Here is a 25,753-nt window from a genome sequence, read left to right on the forward strand (position 1 = left end):
AATACTCACTATTAACTCATCCTAAGATAGCCTCAGCTTCACCGCTCTACTTTACATGAGACTTTGATATTATGTCCTATGATTTTGGTTCTCCTAGCCCAATACAACCTCTTAGCCTCGGAAATGTTGTCAGTGCGGGACTACGCTTATATCGCTCTCATCTTAAGGACTATTTTTTACTAGCTTTAAAGGCTTACGTGTGGCTACTTGTCCCAGTGTATGGGTGGGCAAAGTTTTATGCTTTATCAGCGTTGATTTCCCGATTGGCTTTTGGTGAATTGGTTAATCAACCTGAAAGTATGACTTCTGCTCAGCGTTTTGTCAATTCCCGGTTATGGCAGTTTTTCGTCACGATGCTGTTGATGTTTCTTTTAAGTGTGGGAATTGGCGTAGGTGCTTTCATTTTATTTATCATTTTTGGTTTTTTATCATCAGTGCTATTGGGGGGGATAGGTCAGCAAGGAAATACCAGTGCATATGCTGTCCTGTCTTTGCTAATTATAGTAGTAAGCATTGTTGGATTGGTAGCGGTTTTATGGCTATTGACGCGGTTTTTTCTTGTGGATGTGCCGCTGGCAATTGAGGATAATGTTGATGGTACGTCAACGATTGGGCGGAGTTGGGAGTTGACTCAAGGATATTTCTGGCGGGTTTTTCTCATTTTATTTGTTGCGTTTTTGATTACAATACCTATCCAAGTTATTGTTCAGATTATTACCACTATTATTCAGTTGGTTTTCACATCTTTATTAGAACAGGATTCTTTTGTTTTCCGTCTGATTTTTTTTCTGTTAGTTATGGCTTTAAGTTTCGTCAGTGGAGCATTGATTTTACCATTCTGGCAAACAATCAAAGCCGTTGTTTACTATGACCTGCGGAGTCGTCGTGAGGGATTAGGCTTGAAGTTACGCGACCATGAGATTTAAACACCGATACAAAAATTGCTATGCATATATTTAACCGTGTTAAATTTAGTACACCAGAAAGTGTAGAACTGGAGTTCACTCTTGCTGGGATTGGTAATCGTGCGTGGGCATTACTCATTGACTATCACGTTTTAGGTGTAATCCTGGTACTTTTCCTGATTGCTTGGTTAACAGTTTCCATTCAATTCGCTGATTTTTGGTCATCGATTTTTCGTGATAGAGCAGGTTTTTGGTTAATGGCGATCGCATCCTTCGTTGGCTTCGGTATTTACGGCGGGTATTTTGTCTTTTTTGAAACTTTGTGGCAAGGTCAAACCCCTGGAAAACGCTTTGCGAAAATTCGCGTTGTGCGCGATGATGGTAGACTTATTGGGCTGCAACAAGCAACCCTACGTGCCTTACTGCGACCATTTGACGAGGTTCTGTTTATCGGAGCTTTTTTAATTATGTTTAGTTACCTAGAAAAGCGCTTGGGTGATTTAGCAGCTGGCACAATTGTGATTCAAACTTACACACCAATGACAGCAACGACTTTGACCGTTTCAGAACAGGCAAAGTCTGTGAGCGAGCAATTGCTACAAATTGCCGATTTGTCAGCTATGTTACCTGACGATTTTGCCGTTATTAGGGAATATTTGCACAGACGCAGTGCAATGGCAGCAACGGCAAGAGCCTCAGTAGCTCTGCAACTAGCGAAAGATGTCAAAGCTATTATTCACCTAGAAAAGATACCAGAAGCTATCACCCCAGATGTGTTTTTAGAAGCTATTTACCTTGCGTATCAAAAATTTTCAAAAATCTAAACTAGGCCAGTCTGGTTTGCGATAATAGCGCGTCATATCATCAAACTTCCGCAGTTCGGCACGGCGTACCGTAAATTCTGGCGAATTCTCTGTCCATTGCTGATTCAACTGAGAAAACAGTTTAGCAAGGCTCTCGCGGTCTAGATTAGGCGAAATCTCGCCAAAATAGCCTAATGTGACATGAGCTGTGAAGTGATAATGTTGTTCAATTCCCAATGCCATCAACTTGGAATTTTGATAAATTGCTCGACGCAAGTTAATAATTTGCTCGTAGCAAGCTTCATCTTGAGGTACTAAACAAACGCCTACAGCTCTTGGCATCACTATGAGTCCCTGCATTTGCCAGCGAATAGGATGAGTTTGCTGTTGCGTCGATTGTTGATACTGCTGGAAGATTTCAGCCAAGCAAGAGCGTAGCTGTTCTTCAAATTTTGGATTTTTTTCGTAAACGTCATGGTAAGCACTGTCCCAAATTAAGTCTGCCAAAGTCAAATGAAAGCTAGCAGGCGGTACAAGTACAATCCAATCAGAGTTTACTCTTAGCTGTAAAAGTTCTTGTTGGTAACTCTGTAAGTGTGCGTAGAAAGCAGAGTTGTCTGTTTCTTCTTCCCAAGGTGGGGTGATAACCGTATAGCCAGGAAAAGGTACTGCTTGCCTTCCTCCCTCTGGGAGCAGCTGAAATTTAGAAGATTCCTGGATATGCTGGATCTGAGTTGTGTACGCTTCTGGTAGCGTCATCCGCGCTAAACGATTTAAGTAAATTTGATATTTGTCGTCCAACGTTCATATCCTCGAACTCCACGTTTATTGATTGTAGGCACAACTACCCGTCTTAAATAAGCGATTTAAAAAGTATTTAGCTTTTTTGAGGTGGTAGGGTGATGAGGGAGATGAGCGGGATGAGGAAATATATGAATATGACTACTTCCCCCACTCTAGTTACACAGAGGTTCCCTATGCCAGTCTACTTTTACTGGGGTGAGGATGATTTTGCCATAGAAAAGGCGGTTGCTCTTATGCGCCATCGCCTCGTAGATCCCCTATGGACGAGTTTTAACTACACTGTACTGCCTCCAGATCAACCTGATGCGCCAATCCAAGCATTAAATCAAGTGATGACACCACCTTTTGGAGGTGGCGGACGCTTGGTATGGCTGGCAAATACAACGCTTTGCCAGCAATGCTCAGACAATGTGTTATCAGAACTAGTACGAACCTTGCCAGTCATCCCTGAGAACTCATTTTTGTTGCTTACTAGCACTAACAAACCAGACGAACGCCTCAAATCTACTAAACTTTTAAAAAAGTTTGCTGAATTCAATGAATTTTCTTTAATTCCGCCTTGGAAAACGGAACTCCTTGTGCAATCTGTTGGTCAAGCTGCTCAAACAGTAGGAGTAAAACTGACTGAGTCGAGTGTAGAAATGTTGGCGTCAGCCATAGGCAATGATACACGCCTTCTCTACAATGAATTGGAAAAATTACGGCTTTATGCTGAAGGTAGTAATCAGCCTTTAGACACACAAGCGATCGCTCAGTTAGTCCGAAATACAACTCAAAATAGCCTACAATTAGCAGCAGCAATCCGAACCGGGGACACAGCTAGAGCTTTAGCAATATTGACCGACATGATCAATGCTTGTGAGCCTCCTTTGCGAATAGTTGCTACCCTCATTGGTCAATTTCGCATTTGGTTATGGGTCAAGCTCATGATAGAAAATGGTGAGCGCAATCCACAAGTTATTGCTAAAGCTGCCGAGATAGGCAACCCCAATCGAATTTACTTTTTACAAAAAGAAGTCCAATTCGTTTCTATACAGCAACTGATTGCCAGTTTACCTATATTGTTAGATTTAGAAGTGAGTCTAAAACAAGGAGCTTCAGAGATGTCAGCGTTACAGACTAAAGTTATAGAGCTTTGTCAAGTATGTCGAGGTACTTGACAACAAAAACAAACATTTGAGTGTTTTCTGGAACTTCTCACTCCTAAAATAATTCACAGTGATTAACATATCCCGACTGTAGTTGTTTGATAAAGCAAATGAGAAGATATTACCATCGCTTTTGTCGACTTAGTCTGATTCGGATACTTTCCCAATCTTTGTTTATAGGCGCTATTGTGACTTCAAGTTTATTTTCTAGTGCTTTGGTTTTAAGTTTAAATGCCAATGCTCAAACTCCACAATCAGTTAAACCTAATGAGCTAAGAAGATACGCTAAAGCTATGTTAACAATGGAACCGCAGCGTCAACAAGCCTTTGATGAAATAAAAAAAATTATTGGTAGCGGAGAAGTTCCTAAGATTATTTGTAATGATAACAGTAGCTTTAGTAATCTTCCTAGCAAGGCTAAAGATATTGCTGTGAATTACTGCCAACGCTATCAAAAGGTAGTTGAAGATAATGGTTTTACCATTGATCGATTCAACACAATTACTACACAAGTACAAAGTAATGAAGATTTAAAACGACAGATTTATAATATACTACTCCGCCTACAGAAAAATCCTGAATCTCGGTAGGGAAAATTTAGACGAACATGAAAAATTATCCAATTTTAAATGAGTACCCCTGTTGAAACCCCGAAGGAGGGGATATAAAAAATTAATAACCCAATGAGTACCTGAACTGTGTATGAGCTACTGAAAGGGAAACATCAGCAACACCCTTTAGTTGGCGTATCATCCTGATCAGACTGATCAGAGCTAAAGCCTAATTCTCGCCACTTAAAAATGCTTGTCGCTTTGCGTGAATATTTTTCATATGCTTTTTTACCGTATTTACAGTAATGTAAAACTGAGTAGCAATATTTCGGATGCAACTTTTGTAAATATCAATTGGTTTATATAAATAGGCAAACAGCTATAAAAGCATCAAGTTTACACACAGAATGTTTAGCAGTTGTCGTTTTTTGTTGTGAATTTTGAATTTCACGTACGTCCAACGAGGCTAGCAACGACTGTAGCTAACTCAGCAGGCTCAACAGGTTTAGGCAAATGCAACTGATAACCTTCTTGAATGGCTCGCATTCTATCCTCTGGTCTGGCATATGCTGTTATCGCGGCTGCTGGAATCTTTCCACTTTGCTGTGGTGAAAGCGAGATGTATCCAGCACGTTCTTTTGATCGCACTTTACGGATCAAAGAATAACCATCTTCTTCTGGCATCCCTATGTCGCTGACCAAAACATCTGGTTTCCATTGTGTCATGGCATCCAGTGCTTCCTGTGCTGATCCTACAGCCTTGACCTCGGCTTGACACTGTTGCAGTACGGTGGTGAGAAAATCGCGGGTATCAGCTTCGTCGTCTACAACCAACACTCGCACGCCGTCAAGGGAAATATATGGATCTGAGGTTTTACACTCAGGTTCAGCAAGCGGTTGTTGAATTATTTCCCTTGTCCCTTTGCCCCCCTTCGGGTATGCCTCCGGCGCGTCTACGACCAACGCAGTCGCCTGCACAGGAGCCAGCGAGCCGTGCCTCGCTGTCTCACCTTGTCCGCTTGTCCGCTGATTTTCTTTATTATTAAGGAGCGGCAGCTTAACTGTGAACGTAGCGCCTTGCCCTTTACCTGGACTTTCTACGTGGACAGTACCGCCATGCAGTTCTACTAAATGACGTACGATCGCTAACCCCAGTCCCAGTCCACCATGTGACCTTGTACTGGAACTATCAGCTTGACGAAAACGGTCAAAGACGTATGGAAGAAAATCAGAACTAATGCCTATGCCTGTGTCGCTTACCAAGATTTGGGCATAGTGTGGGGTGATGGGGTGTGTCTCAGCGACCTCTTCGTTCACAGTCCTAAGCTGCACTTCTACTTGACCACCTTGGGGTGTGAACTTGATGGCATTAGATAGCAAATTCCACATGGCCTGCTGCAAGCGTTCCCCATCGCCAGAAATCAAGAATTTGGATTTTTGAATTTTGGATTTGAGATGATTAGGTTGCTCATTGGCGAATTTCTGATTTTGAGTGTCAAGAAATTCTGAATTCTTACCAAAGTTACCCAAGCCCTCATCTAAGATATAAAAACTCAAATTAATTTCCTTTGCCTCAGCAGCCAAGCGTACGGTTTCAAGCGCGGCATCAATGATAGGAACTAGGTCGCAAGTCCGGACATGAAGCCGTAACTTGCCTCTGATCATCCGCGAAATGTCCAGTAAGTCTTCAATCAGCTGTGTTTGTGCCCTAGCATTTCGCTCTATTGTCTCTAATGCCTTAGCTACCTTAGTTTGATCTAACTGGTGGCGGGAACGCAAAAGCTGCGCCCAACCAAGAATCGCGTTGAGGGGCGATCGCAACTCGTGGGACAAGATTGCCAAAAATTCATCTTTCATGCGGTTTGCCTCTCTCAACTGCTCCGTTTGCTGTTGTAAAGAAGCAATCAAGCCGGCGCGTTCCATTGCAATGGCAATCTGGTCGCACACTGCTTGCATCATCCCCAATTCATTATGACTAAACCTTGACAGCCTGCGGCTACCAAAGGCAAGAGTCCCCAGAAGCTGTCCCTGGGCTATTAACGGATAACTGTAATATGCTGTAATGCCCATAGAACGGATAAACTTTGTCTTCAGGTCGCTTGATTGCTGCACATTTTCCAGAGCTATTGGACGGCGCTCCTGTACTGTCGTGCCGCATATCCCTTGACCAAACTTCATCCACTCTACTTCTTTTGCCAATTCCTCTGTCACACCACTGTATGATTTTAGTTGCAATACCTGTTTATCTTCATCAACTAAATAGTTAAAGTAAACATCTAAACGAATTTGTTCCGAGAGTTTTCTATACAAGCTATCAATCAATGCCACAGGCTGCTGACTTGATAACAAATCACTGGCTGTGTTGAATAAGAGATGGAGCCTTCTGTAGCCCAACGAAAGCGCTTTTTCCACGCGTTTGAGATTGCTAATATCTTGAAATACCAAGACACAGGTTGCTGGATGACCATGCATAGCTGGTAGGGTATCGGCAAAAATCAGCAGGGAGCGGACACCTACTGGGGTATGCCAGTCAAGTTCAAATCCCTCAATGCGTTCGCCATGAGCAACCCGTATCCCAGGAGCCTGTTCTACTGGGATGGTATTTCCTGCCGCATCGGTGGAGTAGTAATAAGTGCCATAGTCTTGGGTTGATTCTGCCTTGGGAAATTTACCACCAGCAACTTCGTCAGCGGCTTTGTTGGCAAAAGTGACCTTTGCTGTTTGTTGTTCTATCAACAACATCGGCATTGGCATTAAGTTGAGCAAATCTTCCAGCCATTTTTGCTGATTGCGGAGTGTTTCCTCCACCTGCTTACGTTCTGTGATGTCGTTAGTAAATGCCAAAATTTGTTCTATGTCACCCTTTTCATCCAAGAGCGGCAGATATTTGATTTCTGTAGTGAACGTGCCGTAATCAGGTAAAGTGATGGTGGCTTCTGTCTTTTGTAAGGTGCGTGTTTCTTGCGCCTTAATTAATGTAGAAAGATAAGCTTGTGTTGCCTCAGGGGGAAAAATTTCCTCGTCAGTACGTCCAAGAATTTCCTCTTTTGGCTTTTTAACTCGCTGCAATGCGGCAGCGTTGACAAACTGCAACCGCCGATGGGCATCATAAATAGCAAAGACATCGGGAATGTTATCAAGCGCCAAACGGAATCGCTCTTGACTCTGGCGTAGCGCCTGCTCCGCCTGTTTGCGAGCAGTCAAATCCAAGATAAATGCTACCGACTCCTCGCGCTTTTCGCCTACCAAAGAGTAACCGACTAAAACTGAGACACGGCTACCATCTTTACGAATGTACTCTTTTTCATAAGGCGTACAAGCACCTTTCTCCCTAGCTTCAGCAATACGTTCCTTATCCAGAGATAAATACTCAAGTGGTGTGATGTCAATCCACCTAATTTTGTCTGCTTCTAATTCCTGGCGCGTGTAGCCAATCATTTGGAGAAATTCGTCATTGGCTTTGTGGACATTTCCGTGAATGTCTCCGAAAAGAATGCCGATGACGTTAGCATCTACAAAACTGTTGAGTTTCTCTTCATTTGCTCTGAGAGCTTCTTTGACGCGATCGCGTTGATTCCCCAACCGTTCCAGCGCTGCTACGCTTTCCCATATCAAGACGCAGAAACTGACAATCAGCACAACCACCAGTAGGGATACGGCGAATGCTGACTCATAAAACCCGGCTTTTAGTCCTTGCAGAATCAACCACCCCAGCACTAAAGGTACGGCGATCGCCGCCAGTAACAACCGACGTGCCAGTAAGCCGCCGTAAGTCTCGCTCGTGACTATCCGCATCAACCCTTGGTCAGGATGAGTCCACAGTAGACCGGCACAAAGCACTGTAAATGTCAGTGCCGTGTGTAATGCCATTGATGTAGTGTAAGGATAAAAGCCGTAGAGAATATCAACTCCGTATGCATAACCGATGATAGCCTTTAAGGACATCAAAGCGGCAACAAGGACGAAAACCTGAGCATACCAATAGCTGCGGCGGCTTTTTGGTTGACCTATAAGCTCCAAGGCTCTGCCAATCATCAAAAAGTTTACAGCTGTATTCAACCCCATTCGCCCTGGATGGGATGTCATCAAAGCGTTAGGTGAGTCACGAACCAGTAGCTGATCTATACCCAGATTCCCACTGAACAGATATTGACCCAGTGTCAGCGCAGCAATGACTAAGACTGTTGTTGCACACACCCTGCTGATTTGGAGAGAAAGGGAGGTGGGGGTAGTGTGGGAAGATGGTGAGGTACTTTCTTCCCCTATACGCGCTACTTCTCCTACTTCCCCTACTTCCCCTACTCTCCCTAGCGATAACCATAGAGACACACCAGACAAAATAAAGCACAAAGCTGCATTTGCCTTCATGGTCACAATGCTTAAACAGAAGCAGTTCTTGAGAAGCTCTAGGTCTAGCCACCAGCCAAGCAATACCAAGCAGCCGACGAAGATGGTAATTGCACTTGCAGTTTGTGCAACCAGTGAATGTGGAGAGATTTGATGTGAATTTTGTTGGCGCAAGCGGTTGACCCTTAACATTGAATACTGTGTAACCGCATCTATATAGCGCGGTAATGTTTAGTGTCTGCTGGAAAAGATTGTTTTTCTACCTTAGTCTTTTATGCTTTTCATTGACTTTTCATTACATCTACCTTTGTACAGATTTTTTAATTATAAGAAGGAATTAAAGAATAGAAAAAAATCAAGAAATGCTTATTTTAATGATAATGTTTCCATCTAAATTTATGTGTTGCCAACATTTCAGCACTTGATATTAAAATACCCTAACTTTAAGTTATAGAGATTAATTAAACTTCTTGTAAAAGTATGGATTTAAAAGTTAGAACCATAAATGTAGACGCGGAGGCGGTGAGACAGCGCTATGCAGGAGGGTTTGCTGACCCAGGCAACTGGCGTTGGCGCAACCTCTGGGGAGGAAGATACCCGATAGCCGTAAGGCGTGGCGTCAGCCATAGGAGTTAGCTCAATCTCGGGCGCGACTGCGTTCATCGTACCTCCTGCGGAGGATCTGGGAATTGCGCCTAGCGGCGCCGCAGGCATAGGGCTTCCCCGATAGTACATAAATGCACAGCGATAATTCATCTGTGTTTATCGGTGTGCATCTGTGGTTTCATTTTCATAAATTTGTCTTTTGCAAGAGGTTTTTTGATAACTCAACACCGTCAAAAAAGCAATAACAAATTAGCAGTTAGCAAAAAATCCGAAGAAATATGCGTTATATTTTAAATGGCTTATCAAGTAAATAATCTAAATCGCACAAGTTGGGCTTCAATGGCTTGAGGTAAAATTTTACTGAGTTCTTTGCTATCTTGGAATTGTAAAATTTGCGATGGTGGTAAGTCAAAGGGAAACTGTCCCGTCAAGTCTGAGCGCTGCATTTGTGCTAGTAGAATCTGCTCAAACCGCTTACTCGCAACAGCATACCCCATTTCAACACAGACATTTGGACTAGGAATGAGTTGAGTTGTTTCTTGAGTGTCGATTTTAGCAATGGGCGTGGTGTCGGCAATGAATAATAAACTTCTATGGATTTTTCGCATGAGTGTACGGCTTAGTCGCACAGAACCTTCTTTAGGGCGGTAGGATTCTACTAAAGATAAAGGGAGCCGCGATCGCAAGTTTAAAATTTCTAAACCATAAACGAGTCCTTCTCGTAAAGCCTCACTTGCAGCGGGATACTCAGTTTGATGGCATAAAAAAATTGTGGCTTCTAACTGCGCTAACACAGCCTGCTTCGTGAAATATATTTCATGACTTATCAAGTCAATATTAGCCACACAATAACCACCACTGCCTTCAATATAAAATTCAATGTTTTCTCCTTCCAAATAGCGCCCAAACCAAGTCGATTTCTTTACTTGCTCACTCTCTTCCAAGAAGTCCGCTCTTAATCCTGATTTGAGGAGGCTTTTTTTACTGAGGCGAATGTCTGGCAGACGTTTTTCCAGTTCTGGAATCGGCTCATAATTCTCTAAATACCATGCTCGCAGAGCAATAATGGACATAAGGCGCTATTTCAATTGTCTCTTTCTATTCAACTTTTTACAAGCTTACACCTAGCTGCGCTCCTCATGACAACAACACCCAATATTCTACTAGATGAGTTATTTCCTCTCCTTCTTCATTCAAGCCAGGGATGTACTAAGTTTATCACTCTTACAAAAAGCGATAACTCCTCAGTGACAGCGCCCCCTATCTCTCCACCTTTGAGGAAATATCATCATTCGATTTGGGTGTTGCTGGGTTGTTACGAGACAGATGTGAATTCAACAGCGTCTTTTACCTCTTTGCTTATTTTCCGTCTAGCTGTTTAATCTGCCAGGGAAGCTTTTTAGCTTCAATTATTAAGTTAGCATTTGTTGAATCTTAGGGTGTTTTGTTGAAATTAAACTTTACTTTTTTAAGCAAACTAATATATTTAGAGAATTTAGCTTCATCTCGGATATTTCTATCAACAACCTTACTCTCGATAATGAGCATATGCTCATTATCTGTAACATTTTAGCAAGATTTCAAGATTGACCAAGCCCCGCTCGGGGTGGCAACACCTTGGGAACTGTTCCTAGTGAAGTCACCGTCATAACCGACAACCGAGATCACGAGATGGGGAAGATAAGGGAGTCTTCTGTTACCCCACCTTCCCATCTCCCTACTGCCCTTCCCATTCGGGGGTTGCGTGGTTAACAATGGGTTGAATGTGTTTCAAAAGATTCAACATTATGCCCAGAACACCAAATGAGTACGCCGTACACCTTCTACTGGAAAGTGGTCACCGTGAAGAAGTCCGTTTTCCAACAATTCAAGAATTTCAGAAGTGGTATAGTGGCGAACTTATGCCGAAGTCTGCTTCTAATGACTTTATCAGCGTACCGATCAAAAATATTCAGGGTGAGTACATGGTAGTGCGTCCATCGCGGATTGTGGCTATCCGGGTAGAACCCCTTTTTAGCTCTAGTGTGGAAAGATTTACGTAAATCATGAGAAAAAAGCTTGCAGCTGTGTCTTTGAGTCTAGGAATTGCCTTTGTTAACCCGGTTTGGTCAGTTTTTGCTCAACAGGTTCCTAGCTTACCACCGATACCAATACCAGTCCCAGGTCAACCTCAGATTTTGCCACCACAACCAAGTTTAGCAGAGGAGGTTCTGCCACCGTTAGTACCAGTAGATATCGAAACAATTTGTAACTCCTCATACAGTTGCTTGGGTTGGGATGAGCAAATTTGGGGTGGAAACGGAAGACTTGGCGATGGCAACGCACTATTAACAGCAATAGACAACAGCTTGCGTTACCTAACAACTGATAAAGCTATAGCAGTGTATCAGAATTATCCCGTTGCGGAAATTACCCTTGAGCGCGTCCGTCGTAGTTTGCAACGTTTCCGCCAATTAGTTGTTAGCTCTAAATCACCAGCACAACTGCAAGCTGCTGTTGGTAGGGAGTTTGTTTTTTACAAGTCAGTTGGGAACGATGGCAATGGAACTGTGAAGTTTACTGCCTACTACGAGCCTGTTTATCTCGCCAGTCGCGTTCGCACCTCAGTCTATAAATATCCTGTTTATCGACTCCCACCCAACTTTGACAAATGGGCTAAACCACACCCAAAACGGATTGAGTTAGAAGGAAAAGATGGTTTGGCTGGCAATAAAAGTCCGTTAAGAGGTTTGGAGTTATTTTGGTTTCGCAATCGTCTAGACGCATACTTGGTTCAAATCCAAGGTTCTGCTCAACTCAAGTTAACTGATGGCACAACAACGTCTGTTGGCTATGCAGGTGGAACAGATTACCCCTGGACAAGTATAGGGGGAGAACTGGCGAAAGATGGCAAACTACCCCTAAAGGGTTTGACCATGCCAGTTTTGATTGAGTATTTCCAGCGGAATCCCAAAGAGATGAATAATTATCTGCCGCGCTGGGAACGCTTCGTCTTCTTCAAGGATACCGGTGGTACACCAGCTACGGGAAGTATTCGTGTGCCAGTCACACCAGAACGTTCTATTGCGACTGATAAATCTATTATGCCTCCTGGAGCATTGGCGCTCATCAACACTAGTTTACCTTATCCCGCTTGGGGTCGACAGATGGTGTATCGTACTGTAAGTCGTTATGTGCTTGACCAAGATACAGGAAGTGCTATTAAAGGACCAGGACGAGTTGATTATTTTATGGGAAGTGGCAAACTAGCCGGCGATCGCGCTGGTGTGACAGGTGGCAATGGTAAGCTCTATTATTTATTGTTGAAGGAATAACTCTTATCACTCTTCAATACTTTGCTCTTAGAGGTCATTTGTCAATCAATACACTGTTTGTAAATAGAAAGTTGTAGGATGTTTGGAACCGCAGATGCACGAGCCAGCGCCTTGCGGGGGTTCCCCCCGTTGTGGCGACTGGCGTGCAGATAAACGCAGATAATTTATCTGTATGCATCTGTGTACCCTGAGGGAAGCTTAACAAAAAGCCACAATTATATTATTTTGCCTCTATTAAGGACTTCTGAAAAGACAACTATGAAATTTAGTGAAATTTTAGAAAAACTTGGTGACGCTGCCGCCTCTAATAGCCTCTCTTTTAATAAAGATAACGACCCAGAAATTACAGAGGTAGCCGCAGTTGATGAAGCGACAAAGGGCGCTCTCAGCTACATTGAAGGAGCAAAATTTGCTTCAATGGTCAGCAAAACCAGTGCCAGTGCTTTAATTTTGCCTCCAGATGAAACATTACAGACACAAGCAATAGAACGGGATATTGTTTGGATAGTAACGCCAGAACCACGGCTGTTATTTGCTAAAGTTATTGCGTTGTTTTACCACCCTTGGCGTCCGACTCCAGAAATTCATCCTACTGCGGTTATTCACCCCACAGCAAAAATTGGTAACGAGGTGTACATAGGTGCTCATGTCGTCATTCAGCAGGGAGTAGAAATTGGCACTGATGTGTGCGTTCATCCCAATGTGGTGATTTATCCAGACGTCAAAATAGGCGATCGCACGACATTGCACGCCAATTGCAGCATCCACGAACGGACTCGCATCGGTAGAGATTGTGTGATTCACAGTGGCGCTGTTATTGGTGCTGAAGGCTTTGGTTTTGTTCCCAGTTCAACGGGTTGGGTGAAAATGGAACAATCTGGCTACACGGTTTTAGAAGATGGCGTAGAAGTGGGTTGTAACAGCGCCATCGACCGCCCAGCTGTAGGAGAAACACGGGTAGGTCGCTACACTAAAATTGACAATTTGGTGCAAATAGGTCACGGTTGCCAAATAGGTGCTGGTTGTGCATTAGCAGGTCAGTCTGGGATGGCGGGAGGCGTCAAACTTGGCAATGGTGTGATCCTGGCTGGACAGTCGGGAGTTGCCAATCAGGTGAAAATGGGCGATAGGGCGATCGCCACGGCACAAGCTGGAGTCCATCATGATGTCGCACCAGGAGAAATGGTTTCTGCAAGTCCAGCTGTACCTTACAAACAATATTTGAAGGTATCAGCTATTTTAAATCGCCTACCCGAAATGTATCAAGCACTGAAACAGTTGCAACGTAAGCTTAACAATGGTGATGGCTAATAGTTTAGTAGTTAGTAGGAAAACAACTATAGAGATCCTACCTCACTAAACTGTGAACATATCGTTGTGACCCTCATTTGTCATTTGTAGTCACACGCGTACAAATGACTGTTGATGTCCCAGATCAAAAAGCATAAAGTGGTTGAACCTGGTGAAAGTTCAAACTATTGCACATATTACACAAAGGAAAAATTCGGTACTTGCAAGCAGCTACCTACTAGCTGTTTGCACATTATGCGGGTTTCACAAGTATAAATACTCAAGTTTTCTCAATGCAAAAATGTATGTAAAATGCTTATGGTTAATGATAGCTATATTGCAGTTAGTAGGGAAAAAGTAACCTAAATCTAACTGAAGACAAATAGTATGACTAGAAATGATACCATAGTAAATGCCCAGGAGGAAATGATTGGTCAACTGGTAGTTGGTGATCGGATTATAAAGATTGGTTCTACTTACGGCGCCATAGCGAATATAGCAACCAATGAAGAAAAATCTAGTTTGCGATTGGCTGCGCCAGTGCCGCTTGGGCGATCGCGTTCCACCCCAGTTTTGATACTTCCGCAACCCTTCAATGCCCTACTAGATCGACAAGAATCAGTCAAAGAAGCTATTGCCGCTTTTGAAGCTGGAGAATCGATAGAATTTTACAGTCCAGTCGGTTTGGGAAAAACAGTTTTATTGCGTTACTTGGCGCACGACTATCAAGTAAAATCTCTTTTCCCTAGCGGCATCATTAGCCTATCTCCTCTCCATCCGAATGTAGACGATTTACTTCAGTCTATATGGGATGCCTTTTATGAAAGTGATATTTCCTATAAACCAACTCATAACCAAATCCGTCAACAAATTCAGGAAAAACAGGTGCTGATAGTGCTCGATGATGGTGGACTTATCCAAGATGAATTGGAAGATTTGATGAATGCAGCACTCAAATGTACCTTCCTCATAGCGTCGTTAACCAGTCGGAGCAAGAAAAAGGGGCGCTCACTACCACTTTCTGGACTCTCAATAGATGATGCTCTCGCTTTGGTAGAAAGGGAACTGCACCGTTCTCTAAAAACAGACGAACTGCCTGCGGCAAAATCATTATGTACTATCTTGAAAGGGCATCCGATGCACCTACAGATAGCAGCTGCAAGCATACTGCAAAAAGAGCAATGTCTGACGACAAGCCCTGACCCTTTGGGAAATCGCCGGGAGGGTGTTTACGAGTCTACACTTGCTGAAGTTATCAGTCAATTGCCAACCTCTGATCCTGCTCAGTATCTCATCCAACAAATAGTAACGTCGCTGTCAATATCAGAAAGAACTATTCTGGATCTATTAACTGTTATGGGAAGTGTCGGGCTTGAGAGTGAACAGGTCACGGATATCACACAAATTCCTGATGCTTTTAGTACACTTGAGACCTTACACAGGCGTCATCTTGTACAGCTTAATGGATCTCAATATAAAGTCAGTAAAACTATAGTAGAAGTTCTACCGCCAGAATGGAAGTTGACAGCACCTTTGGAAAAGGCAATTGCCTACTTTGTAGATTGGATTGAACGATATCAACAGCAACCCAATATTTTGTTATCAAAAATTGATGCGATCGTCCAAATTTTGGAAGTGGCAGTTAGAGCGAGCCGTTGGAAAGAAGTCCTGCGCTTGGTAAAAGCAGTGGAAAGCACAGTCGCTTTAAGTAAACAATGGGGTTTATGGGGGCAACTGCTGCAAAGGGGATTACAAGCGTCTCAAGCTCAAAGAGATAAAGCTGCCGAAGCTTGGGCATTACATCAATTAGGAACTCGTGCCCTTTGTTTAGAAGAAAACACTACAGCTAAAAATTACCTTACCAAAGCAATACAATTATGGCAATCACTTGGTGATGAGAGGGGAGTTGCTGTAACACGCCACAATTTTAATCTGTTAGACAATTCTCCATCTTTTTCACCTACTCAAACTAGTCAGCGAAAAAATTTGCAAGACTCAGAACAAGAGCATTTTAGCTCCGAGTCATCCTCATTCCAGCCTCTGGTAACTCGAATGAATATAGTCTCATCTGAGAATGCTTCCCCCTCCAGCAAACCTTTCTACACAAACATTTTGCTTTCGCCAACAGGGCTGCTTACCACTGGAATTTTAGCCTCAGGGGGATTACTAGCGTGGTTTAACTGGCATCGTTTCACACCTGCACCTTCAACAACATCCACTACTGCGCCGACAACCACTGCCAAACCGTCATCTATACCCAAACCGTCACCCAAAGCAATTGCCACACCCTTACCAATTATCGAACCTCCACCCTCACTAATTGAGAGGCTGTCACCTCTTCCTGCAGTTACACCTATAGTCAATCCGCCGATAACACCAAATATCGAATACCAACAACCAATAGTTCCTAAACAGAACAATTCAGAAACAAAACCTACACCAGCACCAGAGACAACAGCTACACCCCCACTTATACAACTCACTCCAGAGACAACTGTCATCCCAACACCAACATCAGAAACTGCACCGACTCCAGAAGTCACGCCGTCGGTGACACCCAATCTTGAACTCAATCAACCAACCGTAGAACCTGCACCAGATCCAACTTTTACACCAATTCCGACTCCAGAACCAACATCAACAGTCGAAACCATACCGACTCCTGCGGTCACAATAACACCGATCATGGAACCGACCAACTAAACAAGTCAAAATTAAGAAGAACTCAGTTGTTAGAACCCAGAACTCAGAATAGTGTTTGGTTGGTAAATATATCCTCGCTCTGTAAGGGTTTTCGCATAGGGACGTTGGCGAGGCGTTGCGTCATTTGAGTGAGATTGTGTGGCGGTTTATCAAATATCAGTGGATTGAGATAGATGCTTATTATAGCTGGCAAACTTTTGTTGCGTCTCTTGAAAAAATACTCAGAGAATTTGGACAAAGCTATGTAATTAATTTTGCTTAACTTCTTATTTTGGCGATGCTTGCCTGTAAATATCCCAGTAGGGCTGCAAATCCAAGTACTTCTATAACATTCGCTAATTTTTTCAGCAAAGCTTGGAAAATTTATCTTCCCCATAACTTGACCCCTACCGCTCAACCTCTTGTCAATTCTTAAATTTAGAATTGCTGTTATCGAGGCTTTGATAAAACTAGGCTACAACATATCATCACGGCTGCTGCCATGAATTAGATGCCGCAGGCGCACGACCCTTCGGGTTCGGCAGTTCGACGGGACGCAAACCGACACCGCCGACTGCACTCACCATCACCAGGGTTTGCAATCCTAGGCAGACCTGCGGTTGATAAAGCTGTAGTGTCATAGGAAGCAACCCTCAAAGGAGCAACACACACCCAAGCAAAAAACCATGAGCTATCATAGACACAGTGTTGCACAAAATTGCGAAAAGCAAAGCACTAGCCACAAACCAAGGGTGAGAAAAATATTTTCGTTCCAGCACTTGACAGAAAAAAAAGGTGAGGCTAGACTAGATAAAGTGTGAAGAGAAGAACACACGCCGAACCAAGACAAAACAATAGTTTGAAAGCCATAAGCAAGAAGTCCTCGTCAAGAAAATAAATTGGAGTCAAGGGGCGAAAGCCTCAAGACAAAAATAATTTCACAAAACTGATGATATAGGATTCCGGGAAGAAATTTTCGGGAGCCTAGGCAAACTCGTTCAAAACAAAACGGAGAGTTTGATCCTGGCTCAGGATGAACGCTGGCGGTATGCTTAACACATGCAAGTCGAACGGGGTGCTTAGGCACCTAGTGGCGGACGGGTGAGTAACGCGTGAGAATCTGGCTTCAGGTTCGGGACAACAGTTGGAAACGACTGCTAATACCGGATGTGCCGATGGGTAAAAGATTAATTGCCTGAAGATGAGCTCGCGTCTGATTAGCTAGTAGGTGTGGTAAGAGCGCACCTAGGCGACGATCAGTAGCTGGTCTGAGAGGATGATCAGCCACACTGGGACTGAGACACGGCCCAGACTCCTACGGGAGGCAGCAGTGGGGAATTTTCCGCAATGGGCGAAAGCCTGACGGAGCAATACCGCGTGAGGGAGGAAGGTTCTTGGATTGTAAACCTCTTTTCTCAGGGAAGAAATCTTGACGGTACCTGAGGAATAAGCATCGGCTAACTCCGTGCCAGCAGCCGCGGTAATACGGAGGATGCAAGCGTTATCCGGAATGATTGGGCGTAAAGCGTCCGCAGGTGGCAATGAAAGTCTGCTGTCAAAGAGTTTGGCTTAACCAAATAAAGGCAGTGGAAACTACATAGCTAGAGTGAGGTAGGGGCAGAGGGAATTCCTGGTGTAGCGGTGAAATGCGTAGAGATCAGGAAGAACACCGGTGGCGAAAGCGCTCTGCTGGACCACAACTGACACTGAGGGACGAAAGCTAGGGGAGCGAATGGGATTAGATACCCCAGTAGTCCTAGCCGTAAACGATGGGTACTAGGCGTTGCCCGTATCGACCCGGGCAGTGTCGTAGCTAACGCGTTAAGTACCCCGCCTGGGGAGTACGCAGGCAACTGTGAAACTCAAAGGAATTGACGGGGGCCCGCACAAGCGGTGGAGTATGTGGTTTAATTCGATGCAACGCGAAGAACCTTACCAGGGCTTGACATGTCCGGAATCCCCTTGAAAGGGGGGAGTGCCTTCGGGAGCCGGAACACAGGTGGTGCATGGCTGTCGTCAGCTCGTGTCGTGAGATGTTGGGTTAAGTCCCGCAACGAGCGCAACCCTCGTTTTTAGTTGCCAGCATTAAGTTGGGCACTCTAAAGAGACTGCCGGTGACAAACCGGAGGAAGGTGGGGATGACGTCAAGTCAGCATGCCCCTTACGTCCTGGGCTACACACGTACTACAATGCTGTGGACAAAGGGCAGCAAGCGGGCAACCGCAAGCAAATCCCAGAAACCACGGCTCAGTTCAGATCGCAGGCTGCAACTCGCCTGCGTGAAGGTGGAATCGCTAGTAATTGCAGGTCAGCATACTGCAGTGAATTCGTTCCCGGGCCTTGTACACACCGCCCGTCACACCATGGAAGCTGGTCACGCCCGAAGTCGTTACCCTAACTTTTCGGAGAGGGGGACGCCGAAGGTAGGACTGGTGACTGGGGTGAAGTCGTAACAAGGTAGCCGTACCGGAAGGTGTGGCTGGATCACCTCCTTTTTAGGGAGACCTACCCGCTCAAAGACCAAAAACTGAAAAGTAAAGAGGTTGAGAGTTGGTCATCCTAGGTCGGTCGAGGAAAGCAGATGGGCTTTCAAACTATGATTGGTTCGATGGACATCGAAGGCAGATCTCCTCACTCAAAAGTCTGGTGATTATCACTTCACAAGTGAACAGACTTGTTAAAGTAGGAAATGCAACGGGAATTCTGGGGAAAAAGCCAGAATGGAAGCGGATAAGTTATTCAGCAATCTTGTAGAGCAGAGCAAGACTGCTGGAAGAAGCTCCAGCGAAGAACCTTGAAAACTGCATAGAGAAGCGATAGAAGCAGGTAGTTAGAAGAAAATTCTCAGATGTGTACATCTGAGAAAAAACTAACAACTAAGCCGAAAAAAAAGGTCAAGCTAATAAGGGCTAATGGTGGATACCTAGGCACACAGAGGCGAAGAAGGACGTGGTGACCGACGAAAAGCTCCGGGGAGCTGGAAGCAAGCGTAAGATCCGGAGATGTCCGAATGGGGGAACCCCAAGTACAGCCTGTTGAATATATAGACAGGTATGAGCCAACCCAGCGAATTGAAACATCTTAGTAGCTGGAGGAAAAGAAATCAATAGAGATTCCCCAAGTAGTGGTGAGCGAAAGGGGAAGAGCCTAAACCAATGAGTAAACTTGTTGGGGTTGTGGGACAGCGATATCGAATCTAGCGGTTAGACGAAGCAGCGAAAAACTGCACCAAAGAAGGTGAGAGTCCTGTAGTCGAAAACTTAAGGATAGTAGCTGTATCCCGAGTAGCATGGGACACGGGAAATCCCATGTGAATCAGCGAGGACCACCTCGTAAGGCTAAATACTACTGTGTGACCGATAGTGAACCAGTACCGCGAGGGAAAGGTGAAAAGAACCCCAACGAGGGGAGTGAAATAGAACATGAAACCATTAGCCTACAAGCAGTGGGAGGACGATTAAACGTCTAACCGCGTGCCTGTTGAAGAATGAGCCGGCGAGTTATAAGCACTGGTAGGTTAAGGTGAATGCCGAAGCCAAAGCGAAAGCGAGTCTGAAGTGGGCGATGCATCAGTGATTATAGACCCGAACCCGGGTGATCTAACCATGTCCAGGATGAAGCTTGGGTAACACCAAGTGGAGGTCCGCACCGACCGATGTTGAAAAATCGGCGGATGAGGTGTGGTTAGGGGTGAAATGCCAATCGAACCCGGAGCTAGCTGGTTCTCCCCGAAATGTGTTGAGGCGCAGCGGTTGTGATTCCAGTCTGGGGGTAAAGCACTGTTGAGGTGCGGGCGGCGAGAGCTGTACCAAATCTCGACAAACTCTGAATACCAGATGAACACACAACCAGTGAGACGGTGGGGGATAAGCTTCATCGTCAAGAGGGAAACAGCCCAGACCACCAGCTAAGGTCCCAAAATCATCGCTAAGTGGCAAAGGAGGTGGGAGTGCATAGACAACCAGGAGGTTTGCCTAGAAGCAGCCACCCTTGAAAGAGTGCGTAATAGCTCACTGGTCAAGCGCTCCTGCGCCGAAAATGAACGGGACTAAGCGATGTACCGAAGCTGTGGGATTACATTGTAATCGGTAGGGGAGCGTTCCGTAGTAGAGAGAAGCACTAGCGGCAAGCAGGTGTGGACGAAACGGAAGTGAGAATGTCGGCTTGAGTAGCGCAAACATTGGTGAGAATCCAATGCCCCGAAACCCCAAGGGTTCCAGAGCCAGGTTCGTCCACTCTGGGTGAGTCGGGACCTAAGGCGAGGCCGAAAGGCGTAGTCGATGGACACAGGGTCAAAAATCCCTGACTATGAAGTGGGAGCATTCAGAGTGCGCATGAAGGTAGGCCACACCCTGACTGGATTGGGAGACCTCTACGGAGGTCGCGTGGAGAGAATAGTGCCAAGAAAAGCTGTGGATGTGATGAAAACTTCATACCCGTACCGCAAACCGACACAGGTGGGGGGGTAGAGAATACCAAGGGGCGCGAGATAACTCTCTCTAAGGAACTCGGCAAAATGGCCCCGTAACTTCGGAAGAAGGGGTACCCACGCAAGTGGGTCGCAGTGAAGAGGCCCAGGCGACTGTTTACCAAAAACACAGGTCTCCGCCAACTCGTAAGAGGAAGTATGGGGGCTGACGCCTGCCCAGTGCCGGAAGGTTAAGGAAGTTGGTCAGGGGGAAACCCTGAAGCTGACGACCGAAGCCCCGGTGAACGGCGGCCGTAACTATAACGGTCCTAAGGTAGCGAAATTCCTTGTCGGGTAAGTTCCGACCCGCACGAAAGGCGTAACGATCTGGGCACTGTCTCGGAGAGAGACTCGGCGAAATAGGAATGTCTGTGAAGATACGGACTACCTGCACCTGGACAGAAAGACCCTATGAAGCTTTACTGTAGCCTGGAATTGGGTCCGGGCTTGGCTTGCGCAGGATAGGTGGGAGGCATTGAAACACTCCTTGTGGGGAGTGTGGAGCCAACGGTGAGATACCACTCTGGCGAAGCTAGGATTCTAACCCACGACCGTCATCCGGTCGGGAGACAATTTCAGGTGGGCAGTTTGACTGGGGCGGTCGCCTCCTAAAAGGTAACGGAGGCGCACAAAGGTTCCCTCAGCACGCTTGGAAACCGTGCGTTGAGTGTAAAGGCAATAAGGGAGCTTGACTGCAAGACCAACAAGTCGAGCAGGGTGGAAACACGGTCTTAGTGATCCGACGGCACAGCGTGGAATGGCCGTCGCTCAACGGATAAAAGTTACTCTAGGGATAACAGGCTGATCTCCCCCAAGAGTCCACATCGACGGGGAGGTTTGGCACCTCGATGTCGGCTCATCGCAACCTGGGGCGGAAGTACGTCCCAAGGGTTGGGCTGTTCGCCCATTAAAGCGGTACGTGAGCTGGGTTCAGAACGTCGTGAGACAGTTCGGTCCATATCCGGTGCAGGCGCAAGAGCATTGAGAGGAGTCCTCCTTAGTACGAGAGGACCGGGAGGAACGCACCGCTGGTGTACCAGTTATCGTGCCAACGGTAAACGCTGGGTAGCCAAGTGCGGAGTGGATAACCGCTGAAAGCATCTAAGTGGGAAGCCCACCTCAAGATGAGTGCTCTGATGGCATAAGCCAGTAAGGTCACAGGTAGAACACCTGTTGATAGGCGGTAGGTGTACGTGCAGTGATGTATGCAGCCGAGCCGTCCTAATAGACCGAGGGCTTGACCTCATTTCTATCGCTTCAGTTCTATGCAGTCTTCAGGGTTTTCAATCAGTTAACACTTATCACTGAATCACTGAAGATGATGCCCGATCACTGTTAACTGATCACTGACCACTGTCTTTCCTGGTGCCTATGGCGCAGTGGAACCACTCTGACCCCATCCCGAACTCAGTTGTGAAACGCTGCTGTGGCGACGATAGTTGGCGGGTTGCTGCCTGCTACAATAGCTCGGTGCCAGGTTTATAGTTAAAATAAAGCATCTTTCTCTAGTAGAGAAAGATGCTTTATTTTTGTGATTTTCTATGACTTTCAAAGTGTGCGAGGCTGTACATACCCCATGCCCTAGACCTTGTGGCTAAAGCAGACTTTTGTGAAATTTGGCATCTTCATATTTTTACTCATAAAATTTAAAACAAGGCAAAATCTAAATTTTCTAAATAAATTTGCCTATTAATAATTCAGGGTTAAACTGCTATCGCTAATTCACAAATGGTAGAGCGGATAAACGATATCTCTTGGCAAGCTCATCAAGGTAGTGTTGCGGCCATTATTCAGGTGTTAAATGAAAAACTAGGCTCTTCTGGAATTAGAACCAGAGCTATTTTTGACAATGGTGTTTTACAACTTCTTTGTGAGGCTCGTACGGGGGATAAACTTGAACAGTCTACTTTAGTTAAGCAAATCCAGCAGATTCTCGAGTCAATTGCACCACGCAACATTCATCGAGTTAATATCAACAGTCGTATTGTTCGGGAACAGCAGTTGCTGTGGTTGGAGGAAATTAATCGCAACCCAGAAAATCAATTGCTTTGGTCACAGGAAATTATCTTAGAACAACCTAACATTTTTCAGCAAATCACTATATATTTTCAACGCAGAAAGACTGAATTAGGAAAGCCAAATTTTCCTAAATCCCTATCTTCTCATCCTATAGGAATTATTAACAATAAACAAAATAATTCTTTCCGGGGACAGATGTTAATTTCTCTCAGTATATGTTTATTTTTGCTGATACTCACCTGGGCTATTTATGCGTTCTTAAACACTAAACTGAAAAATTCAGTTATATCAGAAACGCCACGGTCAGCAAATACTAAGCAGGAAAAACCTCAAGACCAGACTTTTACTCCTACCCAAAGTGCTTCCATCCCAGAGGAAGATCCCTTTGCAGCAGCGGTGAGAATTGCTAACCAAGCTACCACAACTGGTAAAATAGCTAAAACTTCAACTCAATGGTTAGAAATAGCTGCAAACTGGCAAAGGGCTTCAGATTTAATGAATAAAGTGCCACTTAGCCACGGTCGTTATAAAGAAGCGCAGCTCAGGGCTAAGTTGTATCAGCAGTACAGCAAGGTGGCGCAGAAAGAGGCACAGAAGAGTAAATCTTAGTTTTTTGTCAAATGATACTTACGATAAGGAAGGTAATCGATTATTTTATTACTTTTCTCTTCCTCCAACCTAACCCAACAAAATGCTGTAGAGACGCGATCGCCCGCATCTCTACAACTTATAAAAACCTAACTAAACACTCATCTCCAACATCCGTTGCATTGGACGCAAAGCTGCCAACCGTATCTCCTCAGACATAGTAATTTCCGGTGTGCGATTTTTCATTGCCAAATACAGTTTTTCTACTGTATTTAACCGCATAAAAGGACACTCGTTGCAAGCGCAGTTATTCAGCGGCGGTGCAGGTATAAAGCGTTTGTGCGGCGCTAGTTTTTGCATTTGGTGAATAATTCCTGGTTCCGTAGCTACGATAAATTCTTGAGCCGGACTTTCTTGGCAATATTTGAGTAGAGCCGCTGTAGAGCCGATAAAACTCGCGTGGCGCAATACACTAGTTTCACATTCTGGGTGGGCGATCGCCTCTGCTTCTGGGTGTGCAATTTTTAACTGTACAATTTTCTTTTCTGAAAAGGTTTCATGGACAACACAGCTACCTTGCCACAATACCAAATCTCGCCCAGTTTTTTCCATGACATACTGCCCCAAATTTCGGTCTGGGGCAAAAATAATCGACTGTTCCTTTGGTATCTGCTGCACAATTTTGACAGCGTTGGAACTAGTGCAAATAATATCGCTCATTGCCTTAATGTCAGCAGAGCAGTTGATGTAAGAAACCACCAAATGGTCTGGGTGTGACGCTTTAAAAGCTGCAAACGCCTCTGGAGGACAACTATCGGCTAAAGAACAACCAGCATTTAAATCTGGTAAAAGAACCAATTTGTCAGGATTGAGAATCTTTGCTGTTTCTGCCATGAAGTGGACACCAGCAAAGACAATCACATCTGCATTTGTATGAGCTGCTGTTTTTGCCAGTTGTAGCGAATCTCCAATAAAGTCTGCGATATCTTGAATATCCGGTTCTTGATAGTAATGTGCCAGGATAACCGCATTGAGTTCTTTTTTAAGAGTCTCAATGGCTGCAAATAAATCCAGTGGTAGATCACCCTGTTCGGTTTTTTCTCGTTGAGCAAGTGCAGTCGTAAACACAGTTAGACGTTGCTTAATGTTGCAAGTTATTGTTGTGTGGATTCAATTATAGTAGTTTTTACCAAAAATGTTTGGCAGGTAATGCTCTCCCCCCGGAGTTGTGTCAAAATCCCGTAATTTTCATATGCTAAAAACAGATGGCAAGGAAAGTGGCATGACCAGTCAGAAAACAAACTCAAAACATTTGAAAATTGCTGTAGTCGGAGATGTTCACGACCAATGGGAAGAAGAAGATGGCATTGCACTTAAGCATCTGGGTGTTGACTTAGTTTTGTTTGTCGGGGATTTTGGCAATGAGTCGGTGGAGGTGGTAAGAGCGATCGCATCCCTCGACATTCCCAAAGCAGCAGTGATGGGAAACCACGATGCCTGGTACACTGCCACAGACTGGGGACGTAAGAAATGCCCCTACGACCGCACCAAGGAAGACTGGGTACAGCAGCAGCTGGATTTACTGGGCGAAGCCCATGTCGGTTACGGTAAGCTAGATTTTCCGGATCTGAATTTAACGGTTGTTGGAGGTCGTCCCTTTAGCTGGGGTGGACCAGAGTGGAAATATACTGATTTCTACCAAAAATGGTATGGAGTGACCAGTTTTGAAGAGTCCACAGCTCGCATTGTGTCAGCAGCTAAGAGTGCGGCTTACCAGACGATAATTTTTCTAGGTCACAACGGTCCCACTGGGTTGGGCGATCGCCCAGAAGACCCCTGCGGTAAAGATTGGCATCCCATAGGCGGCGACTTTGGCGACGCGGATTTAGGAGAGGCGATATCTCAGACCATCACGGCTGGTAAAACTATTCCCCTCGTCACATTTGGTCATATGCACCACAGTCTGCGACACACAAAGAAAGAACCGCGAAAGCGCATCTTTAGAAGTCCTGAGGGGATAATTTACTTGAACGCCGCAAGTGTACCCAGGATTGTGGAACATGGCAACCATAAGCAGCGTAACTTCTCGATTGTCCTGCTAGAAGGTGGTGTCGTTTCCCAAGTGTCTCTCGTCTGGGTTAGAAAGGATTTCACTGTCACTTCTGAGGAAATTTTTTATCAACAACCCAGTCCAGTAGTGCAACCTGCGTAGAGGATGATATATACTA

General features: G+C 44.9%; 16 protein-coding genes, 3 rRNA genes and 1 pseudogene. 13 read left to right on the forward strand and 7 right to left on the reverse strand.

Features of this window, described 5'->3' with window-relative positions:
- Positions 1–71: 71 nt before the first annotated feature.
- Both MAS10914_RS0113135 and MAS10914_RS0113140 read left to right on the forward strand, forming a co-directional pair.
- Complete coding sequence (locus MAS10914_RS0113135) at positions 72–926, forward strand: glycerophosphoryl diester phosphodiesterase membrane domain-containing protein (RefSeq protein WP_017316402.1); 855 nt, start codon at positions 72–74, stop codon at positions 924–926.
- 20 nt (positions 927–946) lie between these two features.
- A complete protein-coding gene (locus MAS10914_RS0113140) occupies positions 947–1,729 on the forward strand; it encodes an RDD family protein (protein WP_017316403.1) in 783 nt (260 codons plus the stop codon).
- Here the strand turns inward: MAS10914_RS0113140 and MAS10914_RS0113145 are convergent.
- Positions 1,718–2,509: a DUF1868 domain-containing protein gene (locus tag MAS10914_RS0113145; RefSeq protein ID WP_017316404.1), complete on the reverse strand. Its 792-nt coding sequence runs from the start codon at positions 2,507–2,509 to the stop codon at positions 1,718–1,720. The two genes, MAS10914_RS0113140 and MAS10914_RS0113145, sit on opposite strands and share 12 nt — an antisense overlap.
- Positions 2,510–2,685: 176 nt before the next feature.
- Here MAS10914_RS0113145 and holA point away from each other — a divergent pair, with 176 nt between their 5' ends.
- Both holA and MAS10914_RS0113155 read left to right on the forward strand, forming a co-directional pair.
- Complete coding sequence (holA, locus tag MAS10914_RS0113150; RefSeq protein ID WP_026082532.1) at positions 2,686–3,672, forward strand: DNA polymerase III subunit delta; 987 nt, start codon at positions 2,686–2,688, stop codon at positions 3,670–3,672.
- Positions 3,673–3,830: 158 nt separating this feature from the next.
- Entirely contained in the window at positions 3,831–4,250 is a 420-nt protein-coding gene (locus MAS10914_RS0113155; protein WP_033365234.1) for a DUF4168 domain-containing protein, read from the forward strand.
- 190 nt (positions 4,251–4,440) lie between these two features.
- Here the strand turns inward: MAS10914_RS0113155 and MAS10914_RS36640 are convergent.
- The 4 genes and pseudogenes from MAS10914_RS36640 to MAS10914_RS0113165 form a co-directional block, all read right to left on the reverse strand.
- Positions 4,441–4,542 (reverse strand): annotated as a pseudogene (locus MAS10914_RS36640) (helix-turn-helix transcriptional regulator); the annotation flags it as partial.
- Between the two features lie 116 nt (positions 4,543–4,658).
- Positions 4,659–8,750 carry a PAS domain-containing hybrid sensor histidine kinase/response regulator gene (locus MAS10914_RS0113160; protein WP_017316407.1) on the reverse strand — a complete coding sequence of 1,364 codons (4,092 nt, stop codon included), beginning with the start codon at positions 8,748–8,750 and terminating at the stop codon, positions 4,659–4,661.
- Positions 8,751–9,044: 294 nt separating this feature from the next.
- On the reverse strand, positions 9,045–9,272 hold the full coding sequence (locus MAS10914_RS34190) for a hypothetical protein (RefSeq protein ID WP_156818147.1): 228 nt from the start codon (positions 9,270–9,272) through the stop codon (positions 9,045–9,047).
- Positions 9,273–9,466: 194 nt separating this feature from the next.
- Positions 9,467–10,237, reverse strand: coding sequence for a hypothetical protein (locus MAS10914_RS0113165; RefSeq protein ID WP_017316408.1), 771 nt, complete (start codon positions 10,235–10,237; stop codon positions 9,467–9,469).
- A gap of 714 nt (positions 10,238–10,951) precedes the next feature.
- On the opposite strand from MAS10914_RS0113165, the gene MAS10914_RS0113170 reads away from it, so the two are divergent.
- From MAS10914_RS0113170 to MAS10914_RS0113185, 4 genes are all read left to right on the forward strand, one after another.
- Positions 10,952–11,206, forward strand: a complete 255-nt coding sequence (locus tag MAS10914_RS0113170; protein ID WP_017316409.1) for a hypothetical protein — start codon at positions 10,952–10,954, stop codon at positions 11,204–11,206.
- 3 nt (positions 11,207–11,209) lie between these two features.
- Positions 11,210–12,478, forward strand: a complete 1,269-nt coding sequence (gene mltA / locus MAS10914_RS0113175; protein WP_017316410.1) for a murein transglycosylase A — start codon at positions 11,210–11,212, stop codon at positions 12,476–12,478.
- Between the two features lie 258 nt (positions 12,479–12,736).
- Positions 12,737–13,789 carry a UDP-3-O-(3-hydroxymyristoyl)glucosamine N-acyltransferase gene (lpxD, locus tag MAS10914_RS0113180; RefSeq protein ID WP_026082534.1) on the forward strand — a complete coding sequence of 351 codons (1,053 nt, stop codon included), beginning with the start codon at positions 12,737–12,739 and terminating at the stop codon, positions 13,787–13,789.
- A 366-nt stretch (positions 13,790–14,155) separates the two neighbouring features.
- Positions 14,156–16,471 carry an NB-ARC domain-containing protein gene (locus MAS10914_RS0113185; RefSeq protein WP_017316412.1) on the forward strand — a complete coding sequence of 772 codons (2,316 nt, stop codon included), beginning with the start codon at positions 14,156–14,158 and terminating at the stop codon, positions 16,469–16,471.
- A 467-nt stretch (positions 16,472–16,938) separates the two neighbouring features.
- Here the strand turns inward: MAS10914_RS0113185 and MAS10914_RS34195 are convergent, their stop codons facing one another.
- On the reverse strand, positions 16,939–17,100 hold the full coding sequence (locus MAS10914_RS34195) for a hypothetical protein (RefSeq protein ID WP_156818148.1): 162 nt from the start codon (positions 17,098–17,100) through the stop codon (positions 16,939–16,941).
- A 355-nt stretch (positions 17,101–17,455) separates the two neighbouring features.
- Here MAS10914_RS34195 and MAS10914_RS0113195 point away from each other — a divergent pair.
- The 4 genes from MAS10914_RS0113195 (at position 17,456) to MAS10914_RS0113210 (ending at position 23,546) form a co-directional block, all read left to right on the forward strand.
- Positions 17,456–18,945, forward strand: a 16S ribosomal RNA gene (locus MAS10914_RS0113195).
- Between the two features lie 397 nt (positions 18,946–19,342).
- A 23S ribosomal RNA gene (locus MAS10914_RS0113200) occupies positions 19,343–22,163 on the forward strand.
- A 116-nt stretch (positions 22,164–22,279) separates the two neighbouring features.
- A 5S ribosomal RNA gene (gene rrf / locus MAS10914_RS0113205) occupies positions 22,280–22,397 on the forward strand.
- Together the 16S, 23S and 5S rRNA genes form the textbook arrangement of a ribosomal RNA operon.
- A 249-nt stretch (positions 22,398–22,646) precedes the next feature.
- Complete coding sequence (locus MAS10914_RS0113210) at positions 22,647–23,546, forward strand: hypothetical protein (RefSeq protein ID WP_017316414.1); 900 nt, start codon at positions 22,647–22,649, stop codon at positions 23,544–23,546.
- 132 nt (positions 23,547–23,678) lie between these two features.
- On the opposite strand, the gene nadA is transcribed toward MAS10914_RS0113210, so the two are convergent.
- Complete coding sequence (gene nadA / locus MAS10914_RS0113215; protein WP_017316415.1) at positions 23,679–24,653, reverse strand: quinolinate synthase NadA; 975 nt, start codon at positions 24,651–24,653, stop codon at positions 23,679–23,681.
- Positions 24,654–24,807: 154 nt separating this feature from the next.
- On the opposite strand from nadA, the gene MAS10914_RS0113220 reads away from it, so the two are divergent.
- Complete coding sequence (locus tag MAS10914_RS0113220; RefSeq protein ID WP_017316416.1) at positions 24,808–25,737, forward strand: TIGR04168 family protein; 930 nt, start codon at positions 24,808–24,810, stop codon at positions 25,735–25,737.
- Positions 25,738–25,753 lie beyond the last annotated feature (16 nt).

The organism is Mastigocladopsis repens PCC 10914, assembly GCF_000315565.1.
Taxonomy (GTDB): Bacteria; Cyanobacteriota; Cyanobacteriia; order Cyanobacteriales; family Nostocaceae; genus Mastigocladopsis; species Mastigocladopsis repens.

Coding starts and splice junctions, on each gene's coding strand:
- MAS10914_RS0113170 (WP_017316409.1), top strand. CDS start 10,952: ATGCCCAGAACACCAAATGAGTACGCCGTACACCTTCTACTGGAAAGT.
- MAS10914_RS0113220 (WP_017316416.1), top strand. CDS start 24,808: ATGACCAGTCAGAAAACAAACTCAAAACATTTGAAAATTGCTGTAGTC.
- holA (WP_026082532.1), top strand. CDS start 2,686: ATGCCAGTCTACTTTTACTGGGGTGAGGATGATTTTGCCATAGAAAAG.
- MAS10914_RS0113135 (WP_017316402.1), top strand. CDS start 72: ATGTCCTATGATTTTGGTTCTCCTAGCCCAATACAACCTCTTAGCCTC.
- lpxD (WP_026082534.1), top strand. CDS start 12,737: ATGAAATTTAGTGAAATTTTAGAAAAACTTGGTGACGCTGCCGCCTCT.
- mltA (WP_017316410.1), top strand. CDS start 11,210: ATGAGAAAAAAGCTTGCAGCTGTGTCTTTGAGTCTAGGAATTGCCTTT.
- MAS10914_RS0113160 (WP_017316407.1), bottom strand. CDS start 8,750: ATGTTAAGGGTCAACCGCTTGCGCCAACAAAATTCACATCAAATCTCT.
- MAS10914_RS0113185 (WP_017316412.1), top strand. CDS start 14,156: ATGACTAGAAATGATACCATAGTAAATGCCCAGGAGGAAATGATTGGT.
- MAS10914_RS0113140 (WP_017316403.1), top strand. CDS start 947: ATGCATATATTTAACCGTGTTAAATTTAGTACACCAGAAAGTGTAGAA.
- MAS10914_RS0113210 (WP_017316414.1), top strand. CDS start 22,647: ATGGTAGAGCGGATAAACGATATCTCTTGGCAAGCTCATCAAGGTAGT.
- MAS10914_RS0113165 (WP_017316408.1), bottom strand. CDS start 10,237: ATGTCCATTATTGCTCTGCGAGCATGGTATTTAGAGAATTATGAGCCG.
- MAS10914_RS34190 (WP_156818147.1), bottom strand. CDS start 9,272: ATGCCTGCGGCGCCGCTAGGCGCAATTCCCAGATCCTCCGCAGGAGGT.